We start from the raw sequence: 24,986 nt of genomic DNA on the forward strand, positions 1-24,986 counted from the left end.
CGGACGGAAACCGTTCTACGTTTTTCCTGGAAGTGCTCTGAAGTGGCCATGTTCCACCCTTGCCGCATTGGCCCGATCGGAATCGACTTTCGGAAAGGACGGTTTCATAAGTTGAAGCGTCCTTCCGGCGTCCGCTCGAACGCACGGCGCTCCGGCGTGAATCGATCATGCGGTCTTGTCATTGTTTGGCCGCATGTATTATGCATTTCCCTCGCATTGACACCTATGACGCCGCGCGACTTGCGGAGCGCGCAGAGCTCGCCGTAGCAAGGTCGGCAGTGTGGCAACTGAAGCCGCCGGCAACGGGAGGCAGAACGAACAGGGGAATGATGATGGGCGGGAAAAACGCGATCGTGAGGTTGCTTTCGGCGGTTGCACTGGCGGGTGCGCTGAGTGTCGCAGCGGGTACGGCTACCACGGTAATGGCGGCGAGTACCGTCGAGGTGGTCGTCAACGGCACCGTGATCACCTCAGGCGACGTAGCCAAGCGGGTCGCTTTCCTTCGGCTTCAGCGGCAAAGCGGCGGCGCGGCCGAAGCCAAGCAGCAGCTCGTCGACGAGGTACTGAAGCGCGCCGAGATCGCGCGCGTTCAGCAGTCCGTCAGCACGGAGGAGGTCGATGCCGCCTTCGCGCGTTTCGCCGCCGGGAACAAGCTTTCGCCGGAGCAGCTCGGCAAGATCCTTGACCAGGCCGGCGTCGGCATCGACCATTTCAAGCAGTATATCGCAGTCCAGATGAGCTGGCCGCGTGTCGTCAACTTCCGCTACGGCAGTGCCAGCCGCCTTTCCGGCGGCGACCTCGTCAAGCGCATGATGCAGGGCGGCGGCAACAAGCCGGTCACGACGGAATATTTCCTGCAGCAGGTCATCTTCGTCATTCCCGAATCGAAGCGCGGCGCCATCACGGCGAAGCGGCAGGCTGAAGCCAATGCCTCGCGCTCGCAGTTTCCAGGTTGCGACACCTCAAAGGCCTTCGCGGCGAACTATCGCGACGTTTCGATCCGCAGCCTCGGCCGGATTCTGGCACAGCAGCTGCCCGAAGATTGGAAGCCGCTCGTCGAAAAGGCCGGCGACGGCATGACGACGGGTACGCGCGTTACCGAAAAAGGCGTCGAATATCTGGCAATCTGCAAGAAGCGTCAGGTCAACGACGACGCCGCCGCCGAGATCGTCTTCCGCGCCGAGGATCTCGGTAAGAAGAGGGCCGAGGGGGAAGACCCGAACAGCGCCAAATATCTTGAAGAACTGCGCTCGAAGGCGCAGATCGCCAACAAGTAACGAGCCGGTATGAGCGAGACGAGCATCGGGCCGGTCGCCCTGACTATGGGCGATCCGGCCGGGATCGGCCCGGACATCAGCCTCTCCGTATGGGCGAAGCGGGCCGATCGGGCGACACCGCCGTTTCTTTATGTGGGCGATCCGGCGGTACTCGCCGCCCGTGCCAAGCTCCTGGGTCTGACCGTGCCGATATGCGAGACCGATTGTCACGGGGCCGTCGCCGCTTTCCGGCAGGCGCTCCCCGTTTGGCCGGTCCGCTCCCCTGCCCCCGTCGTTCCCGGTAATCCCGATGCGGCGAATGCTTCCGCCGTAACCGATGCGATCGACACCGCCGTCCGGCTCGTGCTGGCGGGAGAGGCGTCCGCCATCGCCACCAATCCGATTGCCAAGGCAGTGCTCTACGAGGCGGGGTTCCGCTTCCCGGGCCACACCGAATATCTCGCGGATCTCGCCGCGCGCGCAACGGGCGTTGCCGCCCTGCCGGTGATGATGCTCGCCGGGCCGAAGCTGCGCGCGGTCCCGGTCACGATCCATATCCCGCTCAAGGACGTTCCAGCAGCGCTGACGCCGGATTTGATTTACGAGACCTGCACGATCACCGCGGCCGACCTGAGGAGCCGTTTCGGCCTACCGGCGCCGCGCCTGGCGATTGCCGGTCTCAATCCGCATGCGGGCGAAGGCGGCGCGCTTGGCCGCGAGGACGATGCCGTCATCCGCCCCGTCATCGATCGGTTGCGCGCCGAGGGGCTGGACGTCGTCGGCCCCTTGCCGGCAGACACCATGTTTCACGATCGCGCGAGAGAAAGCTACGACGTCGCCATCTGCATGTATCACGATCAGGCATTGATACCGGCCAAGGCGCTCGGTTTCGACGACAGCGTCAATGTCACGCTGGGCCTGCCCTTCATCAGAACCTCTCCGGATCACGGAACCGCTTTCAGTCTCGCGGGGAAAGGGATCGCGCGCGAGGAAAGCCTTCTTGCGGCACTGCGGCTTGCAGAAGAACTTGCCCGCAACGCCGGCAGGGCGAAGCGCTGATGGCGGCTCTCGACGGTCTGCCGCCGCTACGCGACGTCATCCAGCGCCACGGTCTCGACGCGAAGAAGGCGCTCGGCCAGAATTTCCTCCTCGATCTCAACCTTACCCAGAAGATCGCGCGCACCGCCGGTCCGCTGGAGGACGTGACGGTGATCGAAGTCGGTCCGGGTCCCGGCGGCCTTACACGGGCGATCCTCGCTCTGGGGGCCAAGAAGGTCGTCGCGATCGAGCGCGATTCGCGCTGCCTGCCGGCACTCGCCGAGATCGGCGCCCATTATCCGGGGCGGCTCGACATGATCGAGGGCGACGCGTTGAAGGTGGACTTCGAATCGCTTGCCGACGGCCCGGTGCGCATCATCGCCAATCTACCCTACAACGTCGGCACACAGCTTCTCGTCAATTGGCTGCTGCCGGGGCACTGGCCGCCCTTCTGGCAATCCCTGACGCTGATGTTCCAGCGCGAGGTCGGCCTCAGGATCGTCGCCGGCGCCGATGACGATCACTACGGCAGGCTCGGCGTCCTCTGCGGCTGGCGTACAAAGGCGCGTCTGGCATTCGACGTGCCGCCGCAGGCCTTCACACCGCCGCCCAAAGTGACGTCGACGGTCGTCCATCTCGAGCCTGTCGAAGCTCCGATCCCCTGCTCGCCCGCGGTACTGGAGAAGGTCACCCAGGCAGCCTTTGGCCAACGGCGCAAGATGCTCCGCCAGAGCCTGAAACCCCTCGGTGGCGAGGCGCTGCTTGCAAAGGCGGGCATTGATCCGCAACGCCGCGCGGAAACCCTGACTGTGGAAGAATTTTGCCGACTGGCCAATTGTCTGTAGAGTCGGACGCTTGCGACAGCGCAGGAACGAGCCCGCAGTCGCCCGCCGTCTTCCCCTCATAGCCTGCCGGCACCCTATTCCCGCAAGGCGGCCGAAGGGATAAGCGGCGCGCTCAGAGTGGATTTTCCGTCAGCAGTCCGTTGACGAATTCGAAGAGGCCGGGGCGCCGGTCGCGGCGAAGGCGCTCGGCTTCGACGATCGCCCTGACGGAGGAGAAGGCCCGGTCGAGATCGTCGTTGACCACGATGTAGTCGTATTCGCGCCAGTGCTCGATTTCGGCGCGCGAATTGGCCAACCGCGTCGCGATGACCTCTTCACTATCCTCGGCGCGCCGATGGAGCCGCGACTGCAGCTCCGCCATGGACGGCGGCAGGATGAAGATCGATACCACGTCGCCCGCCATTTTTTCCTGCAGCTGCTGGGCGCCCTGCCAGTCGATGTCGAAGAGCATGTCCCGCCCTTCGCCCATCGCCCTCTCGACGGCGTCACGCGGCGTGCCGTAGTAATTGCCGTGCACTTCGGCCCATTCGAGCAGCGAGTCCGTTGCCCTTAGTGCCTCGAACTCTCGGATCGACTTGAAAAAATAATGCCGCCCCTCGATCTCGCTCGGCCGCCGCGAACGCGTCGTCACGCTCACTGAAATGCTCAAGTCCGGATCGGCTTCGAGCAGATTGCGCGCGATCGTAGACTTCCCCGCACCTGAGGGCGATGAAATCACGAGCATCAGCCCGCGGCGAGCGATCTTGATGGGCGAAACGGTCGCCGGTTTCATATCCTACTCCAGATTCTGAACCTGTTCGCGGAACTGGTCGATCACGACCTTCAATTCGATACCGGCGGCAGATACGGCAGCGGCATTCGATTTCGAACAGATGGTATTCGATTCTCGGTTAAATTCCTGTGCAAGGAAATCGAGCTTGCGTCCGACCGGCCCGCCCTTTGTCAGGAGGTCGCGGGCAGCGCCGATATGGGAACCCAGCCGATCGAGTTCCTCCCGAAGATCGGCCTTCGTCGCAAGCAGCGCGACCTCCGCATGCAGCCTTTCGCGGTCGATGCCGGACGCGTTAGCCATGATTACCGAAACCTGCTGCGCCAGCCTGTCGGCGATCGCCTGCGGGCTGCGGGACGGATCGTTTTCGACTACCGCGGTCAGCTTCTCGATGCGCTCCACCTGGCCGAGCAGCACCTGCCCGAGCGCCTTGCCCTCGTCTTCCCGCATCGTCCGCAGATCGGCGAGCGCGCCTTCCAGGCCGGCGAGTATCTCCGCGTCGCGTTCCGCGCGCTCGTTCTCGCTCTCCTCCGGCTCGCGGAAATCGACGATGCCGCGAATGGAAAGCAGCGTATCGAGTTTGAGCGGCGCCGGATCGATGACATCGCCCAATCGTTCGCGAAGCTTCAGGACGGCGGCGAGCGCTTCCTCGTTGAGAACTGCCTCCGCCGAAACTTCCGTACCGCTCAGTGAAAGGCCGACCTGCAGGTTCCCTCGCGAGAAGTACTGCGAGGCGAGACGCCGGCAGTCGGGCTCGATACGTTCCAGTCCCGGCGGCAGGCGAAGCCGCATGTCGAGACCTTTGCCGTTGACCGAACGGAGTTCCCAGGCCCAGCGATACCGTCCGGTGCTCCCCTCTTTCCTGGCAAAGCCGGTCATCGATTGGAGCGGCATCGTTTCCTCCGTTGGCAGTGATTCGTTAAAGTGACAACGATTTCTGTACCTCCGAGGGAGGCACGACATTGTCGTTGAGGGAAGCACTATGGCGACAGCGCCGAACTCCGCAAGGAATATCCGCGCGGCGGCGAGCCCGTCCACATGAGGCTGAAGCGCGCCGCATTTAATTCATGCGGCGCGCTTCAGGTTTTGCTTTCGTGCATTGTCGTTATCCCAAACCGCTGCGCGGTTTTGGCGACCTGTATTATTGCTGGGTCCCGGTCTGCGTGACGGCATCCTGTGCCGCCTCGATGGCCTTCGCTGCCTCCGCTGCCCTCTCCGCCTCGATCTTGCGCCAGCGCCGCACATTGGCATTGTGCTCGTCGAGCGTCTCCGCAAAGACGTGTCCACCGGTGCCGTCGGCGACGAAGTAGAGTTCGGGCGTGCGCGACGGATTGGCGACGGCTTCGAGCGCCGCCCGGCCCGGATTTGCGATCGGCGTCGGCGGCAGACCTTTGATGAGATAGGTGTTGTACGGCGTCTGCTTGTCGAGGTCGGACCTCAGGATCGCCCGGTCGGCGGGTTTGCCTTCGCCCCCGAAGATGCCGTAGATGATGGTCGGATCCGACTGCAGCCTCATGCCCTTTTCCAGGCGATTGATGAACACGGACGCGACCCGCGGTCGCTCGTCCGCGCGGCCGGTCTCCTTCTCCACGATCGACGCAAGAGTTACGAATTCCTCTATGGTCGACACGGGAAGATCCGGATCCCGCTTCTCCCAGATCTGCTGCACCAGCGCCTCCTGGGCAGCGGTCATCTGCTTGATGATCTCGTTACGGTCGGTTCCGCGGGTGAACTTGTAGGTGTCCGGCTTCAGGGAGCCTTCGGGCGGCAGCTCCGCCGGCAGATCGCCGACAAGAACCGGATCGTCGGCAAGCCTGTGGAACATCTGCTTCACGGTCAAACCCTCGGGCAGCGAGACGGAGTAGAGGATCGACTTGCCGGATTTCAGAAGCTCCATGATCTCCTGCATCGATGCATGCGCCTTGATTTCATACTCGCCGGCCTTGAGCGTGTCATTGCTCAGATAGGCTTCCGAAACGAACCGGAATACGCGGCTGTCGGTAATGATCTCGTTGCGCTCCAGGTTGCTGGCAATCTCGCTGATGCCCGCGCCGCTGCGAACGATGAAGTTCTTGTTCGCCTCCAAGGGACCCGGCTTCTCGTATTCGTGCATGGCATAATAGACGGCCCCGGCGGCCGCGAGTGCCACGAAGACGACCACAGTCATGACGAAGTTGAGAAAGATGACGACTTGGCTGCGCGCCTTGCGTGAACGCTTCGGCGGATGGGGAACTCTTTCGGGACGCAGCGCTTCGTTGGCCGACTTCGGAATGATCGGCCCGTTGCTCCCGGTTTCATTGCGGCCGAATTGCACCGCGCTGTTATCGTTTGAGTCGCTCACGATTATCCCGATTCCGAAATTCGCAACCTTTTCAAACCGCCGCCGGTGCGAATTTCGGATTAGACCGGCGACCAGTGAATGTTACGGCAGCCTCTGCGGCTCCGGTGAAAGAGCGGCCTGCCCTGCGATGAATATCCTACAATTACCAGATGTGGCTTGCGCGAACATAGCCCTTGGCGGCGGCCCCGAGTCGTCGCCACTCCAGCGACAGCTTGTAGCGAGCATTGCGGCAAAAAGCGGGATCGCGGGTCGATGCAGATCGGAAGATCTGCCCGAATTCCGCTTACCTTGGCAACCCGTTTCGCAAGACGCCCGCTCGAGGGATCAATGGCCGGTGTAACGGCGCAGAATCAGCGACGCGTTGGTGCCGCCGAAACCGAACGAGTTCGACAGGGCCACATTGATCTCGCGCTTGCGCGCGACATGCGGCACCAGATCGATCTTCGTCTCGACGGATGGGTTGTCGAGATTGAGCGTCGGCGGGGCGATATTGTCGCGAATTGCGAGCGCCGAGAAGATGGCCTCGACCGCGCCGGCCGCTCCGAGCAGATGCCCGATGGCCGATTTCGTCGAGGACATGGAGATCCTCGAAGCGCTGTCTCCGACCAGCCGCTCGACCGCGCCGAGCTCGATCGTGTCGGCCATCGTCGATGTTCCGTGGGCATTGATATAGTCGATGTCAGCAGCCGTGACGCCCGCGCGCTTCAACGCCATCTGCATGCAGCGGTAAGCGCCTTCGCCGTCTTCGGACGGAGCGGTGATGTGGAAGGCGTCGCCGGACAGGCCGTATCCGATCACTTCGGCGTAGATCTTGGCACCGCGCGCCTTTGCGTGCTCCAGTTCTTCCAGAACGACGACGCCCGCACCCTCGCCCATGACGAAGCCGTCACGATCGGCGTCATAGGGCCGCGAGGCCTTTTCAGGATTGTCGTTGTGCTGGGTCGAGAGCGCCTTGCAGGCGGCGAAGCCTGCGAGCGATATCCGACAAATCGGAGATTCCGTACCACCGGCAACCATCACGTCCGCATCCCCGAGCGCGATCAGCCGGCTGGCGTCGCCGATCGCATGCGCGCCGGTCGAGCAGGCCGTCACGACGGAATGGTTGGGACCGCGCAGCTTGTGGCGGATGGAAACCTGACCGGCTGCGAGATTGATCAGCCGGCCGGGAATGAAGAACGGGGAAATACGCCGCGGACCCTTGTCGCGCAGGGTGTAACCCGCATCGACGATACCTTCCAGCCCGCCGATGCCGGAGCCGATCAGGACGCCGGTCGAAATCTGGTCTTCGTCGCTTTCGGGTTTCCAGCCGGCATCCGCCAGCGCCATATCGGCAGCGGCCATCGCATAGACGATGAAAGGATCGACCTTGCGCTGTTCCTTGGGCTCCATCCAGTCGTCGGCATTGAACGTACCGTTGCTGCCATCGCCGAAGGGAATGCGGCAGGCAATCTTGGCGGGAAGGTCCTCGACCTCGAACTCGGTGACCTTGCGGGCTGCATTGTCGCCGGCCAGAAGACGCGCCCAGCTGACTTCGGTTCCGCAACCCAGAGGAGATACCATGCCGGTACCGGTGATAACGACACGTCTCATACCCGTGACCCACCCTGACTGTTCAATTCAACCGCCGGACCGGACCACGCGACGATCGCGACCCGCGCATGCATTGCAAATCTCGTTACAGCGTCGTGAAGACGCGCAAAGGTCGCTTTGACCTTATGGTTCCTTGCATGTTCTGGTCCCTGGACGGACTCCAATCAGGAGACATGCAGTAGTGACGACCAGAGGGAAAGGCGGGACGCTTTACCGATCGCAACCCGCAGTGAATGCAGGCCAGCCCACTGCCCCAGGGCTGAACGGGCCGCGAGTGCGGCCCGCCAATAACTCAAGCCAGAAGGTCAGGCCTGGGCTTTCTCGATGAACTTGACGGCGTCGCCGACGGTGAGGATCGAATCTGCAGCGTCGTCCGGGATTTCGACACCGAATTCTTCTTCGAATGCCATGACCAGTTCGACGGTGTCGAGCGAGTCCGCGCCGAGGTCATCGATAAAGCTTGCGCCTTCGCTGACCTTTTCGGCGTCGACGCCAAGATGATCAATAACAATTTTCTTCACGCGTTCTGCGATATCGCTCATGTCGGAGTTCCTCGACCTTATGTTTCTCTACGGCGCTGTTACCGGCACCGGCACTCTATCACGCCTGATAGACCAAGTTGGTCCAACGGGCAATCCATCCAACCGAAACCGCGGAAACCTAGGGCAACAAGAGCTGCCGGACACCTGGCCGGAACGGTCGACTGCGCGCAGTCATGGCCCGATTAACACGGTTTATGCCTGCCGCAAAGTGCGAAAATGCCCGATATTCCCTTGGTCAACATTGATTTTCAGGCATTTGGCACAAACAAACGAAGAGGCTGATCGGAGCTCGCGGCACAGGCCGAAGACCAAGGTACCGCACACTCCATCGCCTCGTCAGATCATCGCCATGCCGCCGTTGACGTGGATCGTCTGACCGGTGACGTATCCCGCTTCGTTCGAAGCGAGATAGGCGACGGCGGAGGCGACCTCGGCTCCGCTTCCCATCCGCCGCATCGGGATCGCAGACATGATCCCTTCCTTTTGCTTGTCGTTCAGCTTGCCGGTCATCGCGCTTTCGATGAAGCCCGGCGCGACGCAGTTGACCGTGACGTTGCGGGTGGCGATTTCCTGTGCAAGCGACTTGGAGAAGCCGATCATGCCGGCCTTCGAGGCACAGTAATTCGCCTGCCCCGGATTGCCGGTGACGCCGACCACCGAAGTTATGTTCACGATGCGGCCGAAGCGACGGCGCATCATCGGATGCGTGAGCTCCCGCGTCAGCCGGAAGACGGCCGTGAGATTGACTTCGATGACGTTGTCCCAGTCTTCGTCGCTCATGCGGACGAAGAGCCCGTCCTTGGTAATGCCGGCATTGTTGACGAGGATGTCGACGCCGCCGAGATCGGCTTCCGCCTTTTCACCGAGCGCCTTGACTTCCGCGCGGTCGGAGAGATTTGCCGGGAATATCTGAACCCGTTCGCCGAGGGTGTTGGCAAGAGCTTCGAGCTTCTCGACGCGGGTACCATGCAGTCCGACGACGGCGCCCTGAGCATGCAGCATGCGGGCGATTTCCTCGCCGATACCACCGGAAGCGCCGGTAACGAGAGCCTTGCGGCCTGAAAGATCGAACATGGATTTCTCCTTATAGTGGGGCGCTCAGGCCAAGAGGACGGCAAGCGCCGCATCGATATCGGCGGGCGAATTGACGGCGATGCCGGTGACGGTCTTGTCGATCCTCCGGGCAAGTCCCGTCAGGACCTTGCCCGAGCCGATCTCGTAAAGCGTCGTCACGTCATGGGCCGCAAACCACTCGACCGTCTCGCGCCAGCGCACCTGCCCGGTCACCTGCTCGACAAGCAGGCGTGCGATATCGCCCGCATCGCTAACCGGCGCGGCAAGCACGTTCGCGACGACCGGCACCACGGGATCGCGCTTCTCGACCGTTGCGAGCGCCTTGCGCATGGCTTCTGCGGCCGGCGTCATCAACGCGGAATGGAAGGGGGCGGACACGGGCAGCATCAGCGCGCGCTTGGCACCCCTTTGCGATGCGAGAGCCGCGGCCTTCTCCACAGCCGGCTTCTCGCCCGAGATCACCAGCTGGCCGCCGCCGTTGTCGTTGGCGATCTGGCACGAGCCGAGCGATGCGGCGTCGCGGCAGATCGCTTCGACATCGTCATGCTCCAGACCGATGATCGCCGCCATCGCGCCCTTGCCGACGGGCACGGCCGCCTGCATGGCATCGCCGCGAATGCGCAGAAGACGCGCCGTGTCGGCGAGCGAGAAGGTACCGGCGGCACAGAGCGCCGAATACTCCCCGAGCGAGTGGCCCGCAACGACGGAAACCTTGCGCTTGAGATCGACGCCCTTGGCCTCGAGCACGCGTATGACCGCCATGGACACCGCCATCAGCGCCGGTTGCGCATTCGACGTCAGCGTCAGCGTGTCCTCAGGCCCGTTCCACATGATGTCGGAAAGCTTTTCGCCGAGCGCCTCGTCGACCTCGGCGAAGACGGCGGCAGCCTCCGGAAAGGCCTCGGCCAGATCCTTGCCCATGCCGACGGCCTGGCTGCCCTGACCGGGGAACGTGAATGCGGTGCTCATCAAGAGTGCCCCTTCCATGGGTCGCGGCTGGTTCGGAGCAAGCCAGTAACCGTGACCGTTTCAATTGCGCGGGCGGGTGCAGATGAACCGCCCGGACCTTTGGCGCCGCCCCGCATTTTCCTCTCCATTCACATTCCTGAACCGCAAGTCAAGCGCGGAAGCCGCGCTTCGCCGGTTGGTTACGGTCTTTTGCCCTTGATCTTCGCCAATCAAGGCTTAAGTTTGCCCCGCTTTGCCGCCGCGCCGTTCCGGAACTTCCCGGGCTGCGGCCAACCGTCATTTCCAAGGCGGAGCGCCTTCCTCCCATGGGCGCTAACCCGCCCCACAAGGAACGTCATGCGCTACAACAAACTCGGCCGCACCGGCATCAAGGTTTCGTCCATCTGTCTCGGAACGATGACGTGGGGCTCGCAGAACACGCCGGCCGAGGCCCATGAACAGCTCGACTATGCCTTCGATCATGGCGTCAACTTCATCGATACGGCCGAACTCTATCCGACCACGCCGCTTTCAGCGGAGACCTACGGCAACACCGAGCGCATTATCGGCGATTGGCTGGCTGCGCGCGGCCGCCGTGACGACGTGGTGGTTGCAACCAAGGTCGCCGGCTCCGGCCGTGCCTACATCCGCAATGGCGGCCCGGTCACCCCGCAAGGGATCGGCGAAGCGGTCGATGCGAGCCTCGCGCGGCTCAGAACCGACTATATCGACCTTTATCAATTGCACTGGCCCAACCGCGGACATTACCACTTCCGAAACGCCTGGTCCTATGATCCTTCCCACCAGAACAGGGAGGAGGTTGCGGCTGATCTCAAGGCCATTCTGGACAAGCTCGGCGAACTCGTCAAAGCGGGCAAGATCCGCGCGGTCGGTCTTTCGAACGATACGGCCTGGGGCGCGATGAAGATGATCGACCTCGCCAACAGATACGGCTTCCCGCGCGTCGCAACGATCCAGAACGAGTACAGTCTGCTCTACCGCAGCTACGATCTCGACCTGGCGGAAGTGTCGCACCACGAAGATATCGGCCTGCTCGCCTATTCGCCGCTGGCGGCCGGGCTGTTGAGCGGAAAATATCTGGACGGGGCCAGGCCGGCCGGATCGCGCCTGTCGATCAACGGCGACCTCGGCGGCCGCTACACGCCGCATCAGGAGCCCGCCGTCGCCGCCTATGCCGCACTCGCCCGCGAACACGGTCTTGACCCCGCTCAAATGGCGATCGCCTTCTGTCTCACGCGCCCCTTCATGGCCTCGGCCATCATCGGCGCCACGTCCATGGAGCAACTGAAGAATGACCTCGGCGCCGCCGACGTCACTCTCTCCCAGGACGTGATGAACGGCATCCGGCGGCTGCACCGGCTCTATCCGGCGCCGATCTGAAACACTCTCCCGCCGGAGCGGCGGCTTCATGCCGCCATCTGGCGGCAGCTCTCGGCACAGCGCCTGCAGGCGTCGACGCAATCGCCCATGTCGCCGATGCGCTCGCAGTCGTCCGCGCACTCCGCACAGATCTCGGCACATTCGCCGCACAGGTGCTTGTGGTGCGGCGTACCCAGCAGCATGAAATGCGCCGCGTCCCTGCAAATTTCCGCGCAGGCCATCATCAACCGGAAGTGCGGCGGCTCGGTATGCTCGCCGCCGGTCTCCAGGCAATGCGTCATCGCCGTCGAAAGGCAGACGCGATAGCAGGCAAGACAATTCTCGATGCATTCCTGCATCTTCGGATCGAAGGGGGCCATTTTCTTCTCCCGGATGGGTGGGAGCCCACTCAACAGCGCAAGGGCGCTTTTGTTCCGGATGAGTGCAGCCGGGGGGCCAATCCGACGAGAGCGCTTGCATTTCGGGTGAAAACCCGTATAAGCGCGCTGTTCGAAACGCCCGGTCTTCTGGCTGGTGGCTGAACGGAGGGCCGGTTTCCATTCGGAAACCGCGAGGAATGTAAGGCATTCCGGCCTCCCGTGTCTCCGCTCTCGACCGTCTCGATACAACACTTTCTTGCCGGCTCTTAGTGGCCTTTAAGAACAGTCGTTGAGGCTTAGCCGCCGAGGTCCGGGCTGATTAACGCAAGAAAGGCAAGCCACAATGGCTCTTTATGAACACGTATTCCTCGCTCGGCAGGACATCACGCCGCAGCAGGTCGACGCTCTGGTCGAGCAGTACAAGGGTGTCATCGAATCGAACGGCGGCAAGGTCGGTCGGGTCGAGAACTGGGGCCTGAAGTCCCTCACCTACCGCATCAAGAAGAACCGCAAGGCTCACTACGTCCTCATGGACATCGATGCCCCGGCACCGGCCGTGCACGAAGTCGAGCGTCAGATGCGCATCAACGAAGACATCCTGCGCTACATGACGATCGCCGTCAGCAAGCACGAGGAAGGCCCGTCCGCGATGATGCAGAAGCGCGACCGCGACGATCGTCCGCGCCGCGACGGCGACCGCCCGGACCGTGGCGGGTTTGGCGACCGTGGTCCGCGTCCGGACCGTGGCGACCGCGATGACCGTCCGCGCCGCCCGCGCGAAGACCGCGCTTAACAAGAAGCTTTAGGAGATAAGACAATGGCTGAAGTTTCTTCCGCTCCGGTACGCCGTCCGTTCCACCGTCGCCGCAAGACCTGCCCCTTCTCGGGCGCAAACGCTCCTCGGATCGACTACAAGGACGTCCGTCTCCTGCAGCGCTACATTTCCGAGCGCGGCAAGATCGTGCCGTCGCGCATCACGGCCGTTTCCCAGAAGAAGCAGCGCGAACTCGCCCAGGCGATCAAGCGCGCCCGCTTCCTCGGCCTGCTGCCCTACATCGTATCGTAAGGCGGCCGGCGCTCCGTTGATCGGTTGACTCAACGGAAACCAGCTCCGATCGAGGCGCGCTTTCAAGTGTGCCTCGATCCCTCCCTTCCGCGGTGGGCGCGGATCGGAAACGCGCCGGAACGGCGCGCAAATCCCATGTTGGGGCAATGGCCGGACGGCCGCCCCTAACTGCATCTCAAGCAGGACAGCGAACGTGAAGAACTGGAACAGGACATCGCTGCTGACCGGCGTTCTCGCCGGCATTACCGCCGCCCTCTTGTCGATGGGCGCGAATACGCAGTCGTCTCTTGCGATCGTTCTCTACGCCGCCTCCGCGCTGCCGATCCTGATTGCGGGTCTCGGTTGGGGAAACGCCGCCGCCATCGCTGCCATCGTGGTCGCGGGCGGGGCAGCAGTGGCACTCGTGTCACCCTATTTCGCACTGCTGATCGTCGTCGTGACGCTCGTCCCGGCCGGCTGGCTCAGCCACCTCTCCAATCTTGCGCGCCCGGCTTCCGAACTCGGCGGTCCCGAGGGTTCACTCGCCTGGTATCCGCTCTCCGACATCCTCGTGCATCTTGCCGGACTGGTGACGGTCGGCATGATCATCGTCGGCTATATCGTCGGATACGACGCGAGCGTCTCCGACATCATGGTCGATATGGTGGTCGAGGCGATAAAGGCGCAGGAACCGCTCTACAATCCGGATGCCGCGGCGATCGCTCAGCTCAAGTCGATATTCACGCTGGCGCTGCCGCTCGTGCAGGGTGCCATCTGGGTATTGATGCTGTTCGCCGCCTACTATCTCGCGACCCGCATCGTGCAGCTGTCCGGCAAGGCGCTTCGGCCGCGGGAGGACGTTCCCTCTTCGCTCAGGATGCACCGCAACGCCATCTTCGTTTTTCTCGGCGGCCTGGCCCTCACCTTCTTCGGAGGGGCGCCGGCTGTGATCGGCGCGCTCGTCTGCGGTACCTTCGGCGCCGGCTTCCTGCTGTCGGGCTTCGCCTCTTTTCATTTTCGCACGCGCGGCAAGTCCTGGCGGCTTCCCGTGCTGTGGATCGCATACCTGTCGGTGTTCGTCTTTACGATTCCGGCTTTCTTCTTCCTCCTTTCCGGCTTGATCGATACGCGCCGCGCCATCGCACTCACGCCCACGGGAAAAAACTGACCAACGAAACGAACAAAACTGAAAGGAAATCAAAATGGAAGTCATTCTCCTCGAACGCATCGCCAAGCTCGGCCAGATGGGCGAAACCGTGAAGGTTCGCGACGGCTTCGCGCGCAACTACCTGCTGCCGCTCGGCAAGGCGCTCCGCGCCAATGCCGCCAACAAGGCCCGTTTCGAATCCGAGCGCTCGACGCTCGAAGCCCGTAACCTCGAGCGTAAGTCGGAAGCCCAGAAGGTTGCCGATTCGCTTGACGGCAAGTCCTTCATCATCGTCCGTTCCGCTGGCGAGACCGGCCAGCTTTACGGCTCGGTTGCCGCCCGCGACATCGTCGAGACGCTGGCTGCCGAAGGCTTCAACATCAACCGGAACCAGGTCGACCTCAACCAGCCGATCAAGGCTATCGGCCTGCACAAGGTCACGCTGCACCTGCACGGGGAAGTCGACGTGGCGATCGAAATCAACGTCGCCCGTTCGGCCGAAGAAGCCGAGCGCCAGGCCAAGGGCGAAAGCCTGACCTCGGCCGATGCCATCTACGGCGTGGACGAAGACGCCCTGAAGCCGGAAGATTTCTTCAACCCGGAAGCCGAGATCGAGTCCGAAGAAGAATAAGTCCCGAGCGGACCTCAAGGAAAGAAGCCCGGATCCGATCGGATCCGGGCTTTTTGTTTGCGGGCGATTCCTTGCGGAACCTGGAATTGCCCTACCCGGCGGACGCGATTGCCGCCTGAGGTTCGGCCGCCTTGTCGACCCTCACCACCACCGAAAGCCCGGGAGCAAGGCGGTCGGCCATTGGCTGTTCGGGATCGACGGCGATGCGCACGCCGAGACGTTGCGCCACCTTGGTAAAATTGCCGGTGGCGTTATCGGGCCGTATGATGCTGAATTCCGATCCGGCAGCGGGAGAGAAGCGCTCGATGTGGCCTCTCAGCACCTGCCGGTTCAGGGCGTCTACCGAAATGGTGACGGGCTGACCAACCCGCATCCCGTCAAGCTGCGTCTCCTTGAAGTTGGCGACGATCCAGACGTCGTGCGGCACGACCGAGAGCAGCTGTGTGCCGGCGGTGACATATTGCCCGACACGGGCACCGATCTCGCCGAGCCTGCCGGCACGCGGCGCAACGATCCTGGTGTTGTCGAGGTCGATCTCGGCGAGTTCCACGGCCGCCTCGGCGCCGGCTACCGCACCCTCGAGGCCGGCGCGGGCGCCGAGCGTCGTCGCAAGCGACTGGCGCGAAACCTCGAGAGTTGCGATCGCCTGTTTGACGCCCGCGTCCGCCTGCTCGAACGCAGCCCGGGCCTGGTCGGCGTCGCTCCGCGTCGCGACACCTTTATCGGCGAGCGGACGAATGCGGTCCCAGGTTGCTCTCGCCGTTGCCAGAGCCGCTTTGGCCCCGTCGAGCTGGGCCTCGCTCGCGGCGATTCCGGCCTTTGCCGATAGCTCCTGTTCGAACGAGTTCGCCAGTGCCGACCGTTGTGTCGCAAGCGTCGCCTTTGCCTGCGCAAGCTTCTGGACGTAAATCCGGTCATCGATCCTGACGAGGAGCTGACCAGCCCTCACCTCCTCGTAGTCGCGCACCGGCACCTCCGCGACGTAGCCGGAAAGTTGCGGGCTGATGGTCGTGACATAGCCGCGGACATAGGCGTTCTCCGTGGTTTCGACGGAGCTCGCGAAAGGCGGCAGACGCCAGGCGTAGAGGACGAGCGAAAGACCGGCGAGGCCGGCAAGAAATACGATGAGCGTTGTAGGAGAGCGGAAGTTTTTCAACATGGTAACGACTTCATTGTTCAAGATATGGCCGCCGGCACGGTGTCGGGATCGCGCCCGGCAAGCCGTTTGACAGCGATTTGGATGAGCAGCACCGCGAGCGCGAAAAGCGCTATGATCGCCGCCAGCAGGAAGGCATCGTTGTAGGCGAGGATGTTGGCCTCGCGGGTGATCGTCTGCCCGAGCAGGGCAACGCCCTCCCCGTTCAGCAACGCCCTGTCGCCGATTGCCTTGGCGTAGGCGCCCGATAACTGCCCGATGCGCTGCGCGACCAGAGGATTGGTCAGAACGATCTGCTCGGCCAGAATGTTGGCGTGGAACTTCTCCCGCAGTGTCACGAAGGTTCCGAAGGCGGCCGAGCCCATCAGGCCGCCGATGCTCTGCGTGAACAGAAAGACGACGATGAAGCTCAGGATGTAGCTCGGGCCTTTCGCGAGTGCCGCCGTGAAACCGCGGGCCATGGCCGGCGGCAGGAAAAGGGCCGTGCCGGCGGCGACCAGCGCCTGGCTCACATACATTTGTTCCGGACGCGTAAGGCTCGTCGCATGGCTGTCCATATAGGCGCCGCCAGCGAGCATGCCGAGGGCGAACACGTGGATGACGTCCGCGTGCCCCGGCTTCATCAGCGCCGCACAGAGCAGACCGCCCCCGAGCGATGCGGCCAGAATGATCCAGTAAAGTGTCGCGAGCTGGTCATACTGCAGGCCGAGCAATTGGTAGAAGTTGGTGGCGATCGCCGACTGTTCGGAGGCGACGAGGCGGAAGATCAACAGTACGGCAGCAAAATGCACGATCTCGCGCGAGGCCAACCAGCGTATGTCGATCAAGGGCTGCTCGCGATTGAGCTCGATCAGGACGACGGCCGTGAGGGTAACGACCGACAAGGCGAGCAGTATGCCGAGCCAGGGTGCCTCGAACCACCAATAGAGCCTCCCCATCACGAGGACGACGGCAACGCAGCCGAAGCCGACGGCGAGCAGCAGGTAGCTGAGGATGTCGGTACGCTGGATGACTTTGGCATGAGGCACCGGCGTCAGCGGCAGCAGATAGATGACCGGCAGCGCGATCAGCGCGAGCGCCATCTCGAGCGTGTACAGCCCGTGCCATTGTCCGATCTCGATGAGTCGCGGCGAAATCAGCCGCGTGATCGGAGCGGCCAAGGTCGTGCATGTCAGTGCGAGTGCGAGGCCCACCGTCAGCTTGCGCGCCGGTGGAAAGGCTTCCAGCATATAGAGAAAGCCGAGGCTCGACATCGGCGCGGCCGCAATGCCGCTGATGAAGCGGACGACGACCGCCGAATGAAGGTCCGAGACGAAGACGTTCATCAGTGAAGCGATGACGAAGCCGACTATGCCGATCTCAGCGAAGCGGCGAAGACCGTATTGGGCGCGGATCTTCACGAGAGCCGCCGAAAGGCTGACATTGGGCGCCATGTAGGCAGCCGCAAGCCAGGCAGCCTCCACCGACGTGGCCGAAAGCGACCCCTGGACCTGCGCAAGATTGGCCGAGGCGAGATTCAGGCCGAGGCCCTGCGTCAGAAAGAGGAGAGCGGAGCCGGCGATATAGAGAGCCGATCTACCGATGCGCATCGAGTCGGGAGCGGCAACGGCATTCATCGGTCGCCACTCCGCCCGATCGATTGGATGTTCGTCGCGATCTTGCAAACGACCTTCAGCGCGACGGCGATTTCCTGTGGCTGCAGCCCGCCCAGGACCTCCTCGCGGATGTCGCTCGCGAGCTTCTGAATCTCATCCGCCACGGAGCGGCCGATGTCCGTCATATGGATCTGCTTCGCACGCCGATCGGAAAGCTCGACCCGACGCTCGATAAATCCCTGCTTTTCCATGCCGTCGAGAAGGCGAACGATCGTCGGCGTCTCGATATCGAGCTCTTCGGCCAACTCGCGCTGATTGAGACCTTCTTTCCTGGCGAGCGCGAACAGCATCCGCGCACGCGGCAGCGTCAGGCCGCGCTCCTTCACCCGCGCGTCGAACACCGACCGCAGTTTGCGATTTACGGTCGCAAGTGCGTCGAACAGTTCACGATTGTCGCTTGGATTCGGCATTTAGTATCGTTTCCATATTACTAGCATGCTAACTATCTGGACACTATTTAATCCGGCCATGGGCATTTTTCAAGATGCCCATCGAGGACGCGGGGACGCGAATCAGGTAGTTTTTACCCATGGCCGCTGCGTCAACCAGTGTCGCGTGAGAATGTATTTTTTTACAACTTCTCCCTTGCCTCCCTGTGGATCAGTCGAACAACGGGCAAAGGCGACAGGCGGGGTTGTATGGCACGCCACTGTTGCGTGCCTGCACTAGACGCGACGGGCAACAGTCAGCAAACCGGGTGCCTCACGGGATCATAAGCGGAAACGGAAAACGATGAACGACGCAGCGCGAAAGCTCGCCCCTTTGGCCAAGGATCAGGCAGAACAGCATTATCGCGAGGCGCCGAACAATCTGGAAGCGGAACAGGCCCTGCTCGGCGCCATTCTCGTCAATAACGACGCCTTCTACCGGGTGTCGGACTTCCTCAAACCCGTACACCTGTATGAGCCGTTGCATCGCAGGATCTTCGAGATCGCCGGCGAAATCATCCGCATGGGCAAGACTGCCAACCCGGTGACGGTCAAGACCTTTCTCAAGGCCGACGAGAAGGTCGGCGACCTGACGGTTGCGCAATATCTCGCGCGCCTCGCCGCCGAAGCCGTGTCCATCATCAATGCGGAGGACTACGGTCGCGCGATCTACGACCTGGCGCTCCGCCGGTCGCTGATCACCATCGGTGAAGACATGGTGAACATCGCCTATGACGCACCGCTCGACATGCCGCCGCAGAGCCAGATCGAGGATGCCGAACGGCGCCTGTTCGAACTCGCCGAGACCGGGCGCTACGACGGCGGCTTCCAATCGTTCAACGACGCGGTCGCGCTCGCAATCGACATGGCCGGACAGGCGTTCGAGCGGGACGGTCACCTCTCCGGCATTTCCACCGGCATCCATTCCCTCGACGGGAAGATGGGCGGACTGCAGCGTTCGGACCTGATCATCCTCGCCGGCCGTCCGGGCATGGGCAAGACCTCCCTCGCGACGAACATCGCATACAACATCGCCGCCGCCTACGAACCGGAGGTACAGCCCGACGGCTCCTTCAAGGCCAAGAACGGCGGCGTGGTCGGCTTCTATTCGCTCGAAATGTCGTCCGAACAGCTCGCTACCCGTATCATCTCCGAGCAGACCGAAGTCTCCTCCTCGAAGATCCGCCGCGGTGACATTTCGGAAGCGGATTTCGAAAAGCTCGTCGCCTGCTCGCAGATGATGCAGAAAGTGCCGCTTTATATCGACCAGACCGGCGGTATCTCGATCGCCCAGCTTGCCGCGCGTGCGCGCCGATTGAAGCGGCAGCGCGGCCTGGACGTACTCGTGGTCGACTACATCCAGCTCATGACCGGTTCGAAGAAGTCGGGCGAAAATCGCGTACAGGAAATCACCGAGATAACCACCGGCCTCAAGGCGCTCGGCAAGGAACTCAACGTGCCGATCATCGCGTTGTCGCAGCTTTCGCGCGCGGTGGAAAGCCGCGAGGACAAGCGGCCGCAGCTCTCCGACCTGCGTGAATCGGGCTCGATCGAACAGGACGCCGACGTGGTTCTCTTCGTGTTCCGCGAGGAATATTACGTGAAGAACATGGAACCGCGCGACGAGTTCGATCCGAAATACGAAGAGTGGAAGATGCAGATGGAGAAGGTGAAGGGCACGGCCGACGTGATCATCGCCAAGCAGCGCCACGGACCGACCGGCACCGTAAAGCTCGCCTTCCAGTCGGAATTCACGCGCTTCTCGGATCTCGCCGATCCGTCGTTTACGCAGTACGAGCACTGAGGGGCGGACTGAGAGCATTACAATGTTTCATCGAAACACTGAATTGCTCTAAGTCTCTGGTCCAACGCACTTCCGGACGGAAAACGGGCTCTCTACGCTACGAACACCCTCACAACCGCCACGACGATCACCCCGGCCGCCACCGCGGCCAGCAGCGGAAGCCTCGTGGCGACAAGCGCTGTCGCGAGGGTTGCGAGCGTTTCGGCCGGCCCGGTGACCAGCGCCGTCGGCGCGATGACGGCCATCAATACGGCCGGCGGAATCGCCTCCAGCGCCCGCTTCTGCTTAGGACCTATCGTGACGAAACGGATGAGGACAAGACCGCCGATCCGGGTCAGCACCGTCGCAACGGCCATCGCGAGGATCGCAAGAAGCGTGTGCGGATCGAGCGTCATGCGCGGGCCTCCTGACGTTCCCCGGTGAAGAGCGCCGCGATGACGCCCGCCCCCGCGCCGGCTGCGATGTACCAGACTCCGGGGAGGAGTTGCTGCGCGAGGACCGCGGCCGCACCGCTCGCAGCGAGAACCGCGCCGGTCTCTCGTCCCTTCCAGAAACCCATGACCAGGACGATGAAGACCGCGGGAAACGCAAAATCGAGACCGAGCGCTTTCGGGTCTCCGAGGAACGCGCCGGCGAGCGAGCCGGCAAGGCCGGCAAGCACCCAGACCAGGTAGAACGGGACCGCGAGGCCCGCATACCAGGCGGGCGTGAGGCGCGACTCACCGGCTCGGACCTCGGCCATGGCCCATATCTCGTCGGCAAGGAGAAGCATCGCGGCATATCTCGCCGGCCCCGAGAAGGCCGGCATCTTCGTCCCGATCGATGCGCTCATCAGAAGATGGCGGATATTGACGAGCAGAGCCGAAAATCCGAGGGCCGCCCAGGAGGCCGGATGAGTCCAGATGTCGAGCGCGACGAATTGTGAACCGCCGGCGAAGACCAGCGCGCTCATCATCACGACTTCGAGGGTCGACAGGCCCTTGGTTGCGGCGACGGCCCCGAAGACGAGCCCGATCGGCATCACCGCCACGATAAGCGGTGCCATCGCCCTGAAACCTCCCCAGAATTCCTCGACTGCCCGCACCTTTTTCACGCCAGGGATCTCCCGTACCTGCAACACCAATCTTCTGAAATTGCGCACTCCCGGAGGAAAACCGTTACGCGCTTTTCCTGGAAGAGCGCCAGCAGGTAGCCCGGCAGAAGACACCCGTCTTGAACGAAAGTGATCAGCCTGAGCGATAGGTGCCCGGCGTGACGCCGGTTCGAGCCTTGAAATGGCGGCTGAAATGCGCCTGATCGGCAAAGCCGCAGTGATAGGCGGTGTCCGCCGCAGACCAGCCCTTGCGCAGAAGGGCCTTGGCTTCCCGCACCCGCTTGTCGGTGAGAAAAGCATGCGGGGTGATGTGAAATTCCTTTCGGAAGGCGCGGATCAGATGGGCGCGGCTGAGCCCCGCCAGCTTCGCAAGCTCCTCCAGCCCGATATCGTGCGTGTAGTTTTCAACAAGATAGTCGCGTGCCCGGTGCACGGCTGAACTCTCGCGCGTCTGCAGAGGGACGATGATAGCGTTGCCGTGGCGCTCGAAGAGCCTCGCCAGGAACCCGAACATGCTTTCGTCCGCTTCTAGCGTACCGACCTTGCCTTCCAATGCGCGGTGCGCACGATGAAACCCGATCGCAAGCTCTCTATCGGTGAGAAGCAGCCGCGAGAAGGACGGCGTTCCCCTGAAGGAGCGGCCGGTCACATCCTCGAGAATCTCCACCAGCAGGTCTGTGGATGGATAGATCATCCGGTAGCGGTAGCCTTCATGACCCGGATGCCCGTCGTGAATTTCATCCGGATTGATGAGATAGAGATCTCCCGGGCCCGTCTGCGATCGTTCCCCCTTGATCGTGCTGATCTGGGAACCCGCTTCGATCGCACCTATGCTGAAGGTGTCGTGCGCGTGGGGGGCAAATTCGTGTGTGATGAAGGTCGCGCTGAGGCACTCCATGCCCTTGAAGCGGGGGTCGCGCCAGAAACGAGTCCGCTCGGCTCCCTCGAGCGGCATGGCCTCGATGGCCTTTTCCTGTGAGATCGTTTCCATCGGCCGATCTTATCGGGCGAGGAAAGGCTCGTCTTGCATAAAAGTGCTTTCGACCGGAGCATTGCGTCGGCGGTTTGCGGCACGGAGCACTTGGATGTATTGCTGCGGGTATCGCCCACGCAGAGTTCCAGTATGCAAAGCCCCGAGTTTCTTTCCGCCTCCAGCAGGCTCACCGTCGACCTCACCGCGCTTGCCGACAATTGGCGGGCGATGAACGAGCGGTCCGGAAAAGCCCGCACCGCCGCCGTTCTGAAGGCCGATGCCTACGGCCTCGGCGTCGTGCATGCCGCACCGGCTCTCTATGCCGCCGGCGCGCGCGATTTCTTCGTGGCCAGTGTCGAAGAAGGGGCCGAGCTTCGCCCGCTTGTTCCGGATGGACGAATCTACATTCTCGCGGGAATGTGGCCCGGCAACGAGGAACTCTTCTTCGAGAACGATCTCGTGCCGATCATCAACTCGGAGGAGCAGCTGGCGGTCTTCATGGCAGCGCTTTCCGAACGGGGCGACCACCCCTGCGTTCTCCACGTCGACACGGGCATGAACCGGCTCGGCCTGTCGCCAGAGGAGGCCATTACCCTCGCCCACGACCCTGCGCGGCCTGCGAGTTTCTCGCCGGTCCTCGTCATGAGCCATCTCGCCTGCGCAGACGATCCTGGACACCCGATGAACCGCTATCAGCTTCAGCGTTTCCGCGAGGTTACGGCCGCCTTCGAGGGCGTGCCGGCAAGCCTCGCAAATTCCGGCGGCGTGTTCCTCGGCGCGGACTACCACTTCGATCTCACCCGGCCCGGTATCGCGGTCTATGGCGGCGAAGCGGTAGATGGCGCCGTGAATCCGATGAAAGCGGTCGTCACCGCCGAAGCGCGCATCGTGCAGGTCAGGACGGTTCCATCCGGCGAAACGGCAAGCTACGGCGCCTCGGTCCGCTTCGGCCGCGACAGCCGCATTGCGACGGTCGCGATCGGTTATGCCGACGGCTACCACCGTTCGGTTTCGGGCGGCGGCGTCACCCTCAGACAGGCGATGCCCTCGGGCGCCTTCGGTTTCCTGCATGGTATGAAGGTGCCGCATGTCGGGCGGGTGACTATGGATCTGAGCCTGTTCGACGTCACGGACCTGCCGGAAACGGCCGTGCGTGCCGGCGATTACATCGAGGTCTTCGGGCGCAATGTCGCCATCGATGACGTCGCGCGCGCCGGCGGCACCATCGGCTACGAGCTGCTGACGAGTCTCGGCCGCCGGTATCATCGGACCTATGTCGGAGGCGCTTGAACAAGGCGCAAAGGAATATCGTCCTTTCAATCGGGATTTCGCGGCATTATGTGACCGCCAAGAGTGATTCTCGGGCGGCGGCAATTCCGCCATCGCCCGCAAACATCCGAAAGCCGACATCCATGGCGAAAGCCCGCACCCAGTTCGTCTGCCAGAATTGCGGCACTGTCCATTCCCGTTGGGTGGGCAAGTGCGACGGTTGCGGCGAGTGGAACACGATCATCGAGGATGACCCGACGGGGGGGATCGGCGGCGGTCCCATGCGCACGCCGAAGAAGGGGCGTCCCGTCGCACTTACCACGCTGTCCGGAGAGATCGAAGACGCGCCGCGCATCCACACCGGCATTTCGGAACTCGATCGCGTGACCGGCGGCGGCTTCGTTCGCGGATCCGCACTGCTCGTCGGCGGAGATCCGGGCATCGGCAAGTCGACCGTACTGATGCAGGCGGCCGCGGCACTTGCCCGCCGGAAGCATCGGGTGATCTATGTCTCGGGCGAAGAAGCGATCGCCCAGGTCCGCCTGCGTGCTCAGCGGCTTGGCGCCGCCGACAGCGACGTGCTTCTTGCGGCCGAGACGAATGTCGAAGATATCCTCGCGACGCTTTCCGAGGGCAAGCGCCCGGACCTCGTCATCATCGATTCGATCCAGACGCTTTGGAGCGACATCGTCGACTCCGCACCGGGCACGGTGACGCAGGTCCGCACCGGCGTGCAGGCGATGATCCGCTTCGCCAAGCAGACGGGCACGGCGGTCGTGCTGGTCGGCCACGTGACGAAGGAGGGCCAGATCGCCGGCCCGCGCGTCGTCGAGCACATGGTGGATGCCGTCCTTTATTTCGAGGGCGACCGCGGCCATCATTACCGCATCCTCAGGACGGTGAAGAACCGCTTCGGACCGACCGACGAGATCGGCGTTTTCGAAATGTCGGACAAGGGCCTGCGCGAGGTCGCCAACCCGTCGGAGCTGTTTCTCGGCGAACGCAACGCGAAATCGCCGGGTGCCGCGGTCTTCGCCGGCATGGAGGGCACGCGGCCCGTGCTTGTCGAGGTACAGGCGCTGGTCGCGCCGACATCGCTCGGAACGCCGCGCCGCGCGGTGGTCGGCTGGGATTCGGCCCGTCTTTCGATGATCCTCGCCGTGCTGGAAGCCCATTGCGCCATTCGCCTCGGCCAGCACGACGTCTACCTCAATGTCGCGGGCGGCTATCGCATTTCCGAACCGGCGGCCGATCTCGCTGTGGCTTCCGCACTGGTTTCGTCGCTTGCCGGGCTTGCCCTGCCGGCCGATTGCGTCTATTTCGGCGAAGTCAGCTTGTCGGGTGCAGTCCGGCCGGTTGCGCATACCGCCCAACGTCTCAAGGAAGCCGAGAAGCTCGGTTTCTCCCAGGCCGTCCTGCCATCTGCATCGACCGAGTTGCCGAAGAACGGCAACGGCCGCTGGAGCGAGATGGAAAGCCTGCCGGATCTGGTGGCGCGTATCGCGGGATCGCGGCGTGCCCTGCAGCAGACGAATGACGAGGACTGACGGAATAGCCGCGCCCTGGAGCATCAACAGGATGTGCCGCCTGGCGATTGGCGGTGAAGTCGGAGTAAGGACAAC

Annotated in this window: 25 protein-coding genes; 11 read left to right on the forward strand and 14 right to left on the reverse strand. The window is 62.9% G+C overall.

The window, feature by feature from the left end:
* Positions 1 to 326: 326 nt before the first annotated feature.
* From ACFHWW_RS28670 to rsmA, 3 genes are read left to right on the forward strand one after another with little or no spacing between them, the layout of a single operon-like run.
* Positions 327 to 1,277 (forward strand): peptidylprolyl isomerase, encoded by a 951-nt coding sequence (locus tag ACFHWW_RS28670; protein WP_018094668.1) that lies wholly within the window; start codon positions 327 to 329, stop codon positions 1,275 to 1,277.
* Between the two features lie 9 nt (positions 1,278 to 1,286).
* Positions 1,287 to 2,315: a 4-hydroxythreonine-4-phosphate dehydrogenase PdxA gene (gene pdxA / locus ACFHWW_RS28675; protein ID WP_379942507.1), complete on the forward strand. Its 1,029-nt coding sequence runs from the start codon at positions 1,287 to 1,289 to the stop codon at positions 2,313 to 2,315.
* On the forward strand, positions 2,315 to 3,139 hold the full coding sequence (gene rsmA, locus ACFHWW_RS28680; RefSeq protein WP_379942509.1) for a 16S rRNA (adenine(1518)-N(6)/adenine(1519)-N(6))-dimethyltransferase RsmA: 825 nt from the start codon (positions 2,315 to 2,317) through the stop codon (positions 3,137 to 3,139). Before pdxA ends, rsmA begins: the two co-directional genes overlap by 1 nt.
* A 112-nt stretch (positions 3,140 to 3,251) precedes the next feature.
* On the opposite strand, the gene gmk is transcribed toward rsmA, so the two are convergent.
* The 7 genes from gmk to fabD form a co-directional block, all read right to left on the reverse strand.
* Complete coding sequence (gene gmk, locus ACFHWW_RS28685; RefSeq protein WP_379942511.1) at positions 3,252 to 3,911, reverse strand: guanylate kinase; 660 nt, start codon at positions 3,909 to 3,911, stop codon at positions 3,252 to 3,254.
* Positions 3,912 to 3,914: 3 nt separating this feature from the next.
* A complete protein-coding gene (locus ACFHWW_RS28690; RefSeq protein WP_324763168.1) occupies positions 3,915 to 4,802 on the reverse strand; it encodes a YicC/YloC family endoribonuclease in 888 nt (295 codons plus the stop codon).
* Positions 4,803 to 5,049: 247 nt separating this feature from the next.
* The gene (gene mltG, locus ACFHWW_RS28695; RefSeq protein ID WP_100672109.1) at positions 5,050 to 6,249 is read right to left on the reverse strand and encodes an endolytic transglycosylase MltG; all 1,200 of its coding nucleotides are present in this window, start codon (positions 6,247 to 6,249) and stop codon (positions 5,050 to 5,052) included.
* 324 nt (positions 6,250 to 6,573) lie between these two features.
* Positions 6,574 to 7,839 (reverse strand): beta-ketoacyl-ACP synthase II, encoded by a 1,266-nt coding sequence (fabF, locus tag ACFHWW_RS28700; protein WP_100672108.1) that lies wholly within the window; start codon positions 7,837 to 7,839, stop codon positions 6,574 to 6,576.
* Positions 7,840 to 8,144: 305 nt separating this feature from the next.
* The gene (locus ACFHWW_RS28705; protein WP_003531676.1) at positions 8,145 to 8,381 is read right to left on the reverse strand and encodes an acyl carrier protein; all 237 of its coding nucleotides are present in this window, start codon (positions 8,379 to 8,381) and stop codon (positions 8,145 to 8,147) included.
* A 336-nt stretch (positions 8,382 to 8,717) separates the two neighbouring features.
* Positions 8,718 to 9,455, reverse strand: coding sequence for a 3-oxoacyl-[acyl-carrier-protein] reductase (fabG, locus tag ACFHWW_RS28710; protein WP_018094661.1), 738 nt, complete (start codon positions 9,453 to 9,455; stop codon positions 8,718 to 8,720).
* A 24-nt stretch (positions 9,456 to 9,479) separates the two neighbouring features.
* Positions 9,480 to 10,424, reverse strand: a complete 945-nt coding sequence (fabD, locus tag ACFHWW_RS28715) for an ACP S-malonyltransferase (protein WP_379942516.1) — start codon at positions 10,422 to 10,424, stop codon at positions 9,480 to 9,482.
* A 336-nt stretch (positions 10,425 to 10,760) separates the two neighbouring features.
* Between fabD and ACFHWW_RS28720 the strand changes: the two genes are divergently transcribed.
* A complete protein-coding gene (locus ACFHWW_RS28720; RefSeq protein WP_379942518.1) occupies positions 10,761 to 11,804 on the forward strand; it encodes an aldo/keto reductase in 1,044 nt (347 codons plus the stop codon).
* A gap of 26 nt (positions 11,805 to 11,830) precedes the next feature.
* On the opposite strand, the gene ACFHWW_RS28725 is transcribed toward ACFHWW_RS28720, so the two are convergent.
* Positions 11,831 to 12,163 carry a four-helix bundle copper-binding protein gene (locus ACFHWW_RS28725; RefSeq protein ID WP_100672105.1) on the reverse strand — a complete coding sequence of 111 codons (333 nt, stop codon included), beginning with the start codon at positions 12,161 to 12,163 and terminating at the stop codon, positions 11,831 to 11,833.
* 343 nt (positions 12,164 to 12,506) lie between these two features.
* Here ACFHWW_RS28725 and rpsF point away from each other — a divergent pair, with 343 nt between their 5' ends.
* The 4 genes from rpsF to rplI all read left to right on the forward strand — a co-directional run bounded on the left by rpsF (position 12,507) and on the right by rplI (position 14,986).
* Positions 12,507 to 12,956, forward strand: coding sequence for a 30S ribosomal protein S6 (rpsF, locus tag ACFHWW_RS28730; protein WP_018094657.1), 450 nt, complete (start codon positions 12,507 to 12,509; stop codon positions 12,954 to 12,956).
* A 24-nt stretch (positions 12,957 to 12,980) separates the two neighbouring features.
* Complete coding sequence (gene rpsR / locus ACFHWW_RS28735; protein ID WP_003531693.1) at positions 12,981 to 13,229, forward strand: 30S ribosomal protein S18; 249 nt, start codon at positions 12,981 to 12,983, stop codon at positions 13,227 to 13,229.
* 193 nt (positions 13,230 to 13,422) lie between these two features.
* Complete coding sequence (locus ACFHWW_RS28740; protein WP_100672104.1) at positions 13,423 to 14,376, forward strand: DUF2232 domain-containing protein; 954 nt, start codon at positions 13,423 to 13,425, stop codon at positions 14,374 to 14,376.
* Between the two features lie 34 nt (positions 14,377 to 14,410).
* On the forward strand, positions 14,411 to 14,986 hold the full coding sequence (gene rplI, locus ACFHWW_RS28745; RefSeq protein WP_018094655.1) for a 50S ribosomal protein L9: 576 nt from the start codon (positions 14,411 to 14,413) through the stop codon (positions 14,984 to 14,986).
* A 91-nt stretch (positions 14,987 to 15,077) separates the two neighbouring features.
* Here rplI and ACFHWW_RS28750 read toward each other — a convergent pair whose 3' ends face one another.
* From ACFHWW_RS28750 to ACFHWW_RS28760, 3 genes are read right to left on the reverse strand one after another with little or no spacing between them, the layout of a single operon-like run.
* The gene (locus ACFHWW_RS28750) at positions 15,078 to 16,145 is read right to left on the reverse strand and encodes an HlyD family secretion protein (RefSeq protein WP_379942522.1); all 1,068 of its coding nucleotides are present in this window, start codon (positions 16,143 to 16,145) and stop codon (positions 15,078 to 15,080) included.
* Positions 16,146 to 16,162: 17 nt separating this feature from the next.
* A complete protein-coding gene (locus ACFHWW_RS28755; RefSeq protein ID WP_379942524.1) occupies positions 16,163 to 17,758 on the reverse strand; it encodes an MFS transporter in 1,596 nt (531 codons plus the stop codon).
* Positions 17,755 to 18,207: a MarR family winged helix-turn-helix transcriptional regulator gene (locus ACFHWW_RS28760; protein WP_100672101.1), complete on the reverse strand. Its 453-nt coding sequence runs from the start codon at positions 18,205 to 18,207 to the stop codon at positions 17,755 to 17,757. The genes ACFHWW_RS28755 and ACFHWW_RS28760 overlap by 4 nt, the downstream gene beginning before the upstream one ends.
* A 322-nt stretch (positions 18,208 to 18,529) precedes the next feature.
* On the opposite strand from ACFHWW_RS28760, the gene ACFHWW_RS28765 reads away from it, so the two are divergent.
* On the forward strand, positions 18,530 to 20,029 hold the full coding sequence (locus tag ACFHWW_RS28765) for a replicative DNA helicase (RefSeq protein ID WP_003531702.1): 1,500 nt from the start codon (positions 18,530 to 18,532) through the stop codon (positions 20,027 to 20,029).
* A gap of 92 nt (positions 20,030 to 20,121) precedes the next feature.
* Here the strand turns inward: ACFHWW_RS28765 and ACFHWW_RS28770 are convergent, their stop codons facing one another.
* The 3 genes from ACFHWW_RS28770 to ACFHWW_RS28780 all read right to left on the reverse strand — a co-directional run bounded on the left by ACFHWW_RS28770 (position 20,122) and on the right by ACFHWW_RS28780 (position 22,113).
* Positions 20,122 to 20,424, reverse strand: a complete 303-nt coding sequence (locus ACFHWW_RS28770) for an AzlD family protein (RefSeq protein ID WP_379942526.1) — start codon at positions 20,422 to 20,424, stop codon at positions 20,122 to 20,124.
* Positions 20,421 to 21,074, reverse strand: coding sequence for an AzlC family ABC transporter permease (locus tag ACFHWW_RS28775; protein WP_379942579.1), 654 nt, complete (start codon positions 21,072 to 21,074; stop codon positions 20,421 to 20,423). The genes ACFHWW_RS28770 and ACFHWW_RS28775 overlap by 4 nt, the downstream gene beginning before the upstream one ends.
* Before the next feature lie 181 nt (positions 21,075 to 21,255).
* Positions 21,256 to 22,113: an AraC family ligand binding domain-containing protein gene (locus ACFHWW_RS28780; RefSeq protein WP_379942528.1), complete on the reverse strand. Its 858-nt coding sequence runs from the start codon at positions 22,111 to 22,113 to the stop codon at positions 21,256 to 21,258.
* A gap of 132 nt (positions 22,114 to 22,245) precedes the next feature.
* On the opposite strand from ACFHWW_RS28780, the gene alr reads away from it, so the two are divergent.
* Positions 22,246 to 23,385, forward strand: a complete 1,140-nt coding sequence (gene alr / locus ACFHWW_RS28785) for an alanine racemase (RefSeq protein WP_379942530.1) — start codon at positions 22,246 to 22,248, stop codon at positions 23,383 to 23,385.
* Positions 23,386 to 23,507: 122 nt separating this feature from the next.
* Complete coding sequence (gene radA / locus ACFHWW_RS28790; protein ID WP_100672097.1) at positions 23,508 to 24,911, forward strand: DNA repair protein RadA; 1,404 nt, start codon at positions 23,508 to 23,510, stop codon at positions 24,909 to 24,911.
* Positions 24,912 to 24,986 lie beyond the last annotated feature (75 nt).

The organism is Sinorhizobium sp. P24N7 (genome assembly GCF_042436655.1).
GTDB classification, from domain to species: Bacteria; Pseudomonadota; Alphaproteobacteria; order Rhizobiales; family Rhizobiaceae; genus Sinorhizobium; species Sinorhizobium meliloti_A.

Coding starts and splice junctions, on each gene's coding strand:
- ACFHWW_RS28670 (WP_018094668.1), top strand. CDS start 327: ATGATGATGGGCGGGAAAAACGCGATCGTGAGGTTGCTTTCGGCGGTT.
- pdxA (WP_379942507.1), top strand. CDS start 1,287: ATGAGCGAGACGAGCATCGGGCCGGTCGCCCTGACTATGGGCGATCCG.
- rsmA (WP_379942509.1), top strand. CDS start 2,315: ATGGCGGCTCTCGACGGTCTGCCGCCGCTACGCGACGTCATCCAGCGC.
- gmk (WP_379942511.1), bottom strand. CDS start 3,911: ATGAAACCGGCGACCGTTTCGCCCATCAAGATCGCTCGCCGCGGGCTG.
- ACFHWW_RS28690 (WP_324763168.1), bottom strand. CDS start 4,802: ATGCCGCTCCAATCGATGACCGGCTTTGCCAGGAAAGAGGGGAGCACC.
- fabF (WP_100672108.1), bottom strand. CDS start 7,839: ATGAGACGTGTCGTTATCACCGGTACCGGCATGGTATCTCCTCTGGGT.
- ACFHWW_RS28705 (WP_003531676.1), bottom strand. CDS start 8,381: ATGAGCGATATCGCAGAACGCGTGAAGAAAATTGTTATTGATCATCTT.
- fabG (WP_018094661.1), bottom strand. CDS start 9,455: ATGTTCGATCTTTCAGGCCGCAAGGCTCTCGTTACCGGCGCTTCCGGT.
- fabD (WP_379942516.1), bottom strand. CDS start 10,424: ATGAGCACCGCATTCACGTTCCCCGGTCAGGGCAGCCAGGCCGTCGGC.
- ACFHWW_RS28720 (WP_379942518.1), top strand. CDS start 10,761: ATGCGCTACAACAAACTCGGCCGCACCGGCATCAAGGTTTCGTCCATC.
- ACFHWW_RS28725 (WP_100672105.1), bottom strand. CDS start 12,163: ATGGCCCCCTTCGATCCGAAGATGCAGGAATGCATCGAGAATTGTCTT.
- rpsF (WP_018094657.1), top strand. CDS start 12,507: ATGGCTCTTTATGAACACGTATTCCTCGCTCGGCAGGACATCACGCCG.
- rpsR (WP_003531693.1), top strand. CDS start 12,981: ATGGCTGAAGTTTCTTCCGCTCCGGTACGCCGTCCGTTCCACCGTCGC.
- rplI (WP_018094655.1), top strand. CDS start 14,411: ATGGAAGTCATTCTCCTCGAACGCATCGCCAAGCTCGGCCAGATGGGC.
- ACFHWW_RS28750 (WP_379942522.1), bottom strand. CDS start 16,145: ATGTTGAAAAACTTCCGCTCTCCTACAACGCTCATCGTATTTCTTGCC.
- ACFHWW_RS28755 (WP_379942524.1), bottom strand. CDS start 17,758: ATGAATGCCGTTGCCGCTCCCGACTCGATGCGCATCGGTAGATCGGCT.
- ACFHWW_RS28760 (WP_100672101.1), bottom strand. CDS start 18,207: ATGCCGAATCCAAGCGACAATCGTGAACTGTTCGACGCACTTGCGACC.
- ACFHWW_RS28765 (WP_003531702.1), top strand. CDS start 18,530: ATGAACGACGCAGCGCGAAAGCTCGCCCCTTTGGCCAAGGATCAGGCA.
- ACFHWW_RS28770 (WP_379942526.1), bottom strand. CDS start 20,424: ATGACGCTCGATCCGCACACGCTTCTTGCGATCCTCGCGATGGCCGTT.
- ACFHWW_RS28775 (WP_379942579.1), bottom strand. CDS start 21,074: ATGGCACCGCTTATCGTGGCGGTGATGCCGATCGGGCTCGTCTTCGGG.
- ACFHWW_RS28780 (WP_379942528.1), bottom strand. CDS start 22,113: ATGGAAACGATCTCACAGGAAAAGGCCATCGAGGCCATGCCGCTCGAG.
- alr (WP_379942530.1), top strand. CDS start 22,246: ATGCAAAGCCCCGAGTTTCTTTCCGCCTCCAGCAGGCTCACCGTCGAC.
- radA (WP_100672097.1), top strand. CDS start 23,508: ATGGCGAAAGCCCGCACCCAGTTCGTCTGCCAGAATTGCGGCACTGTC.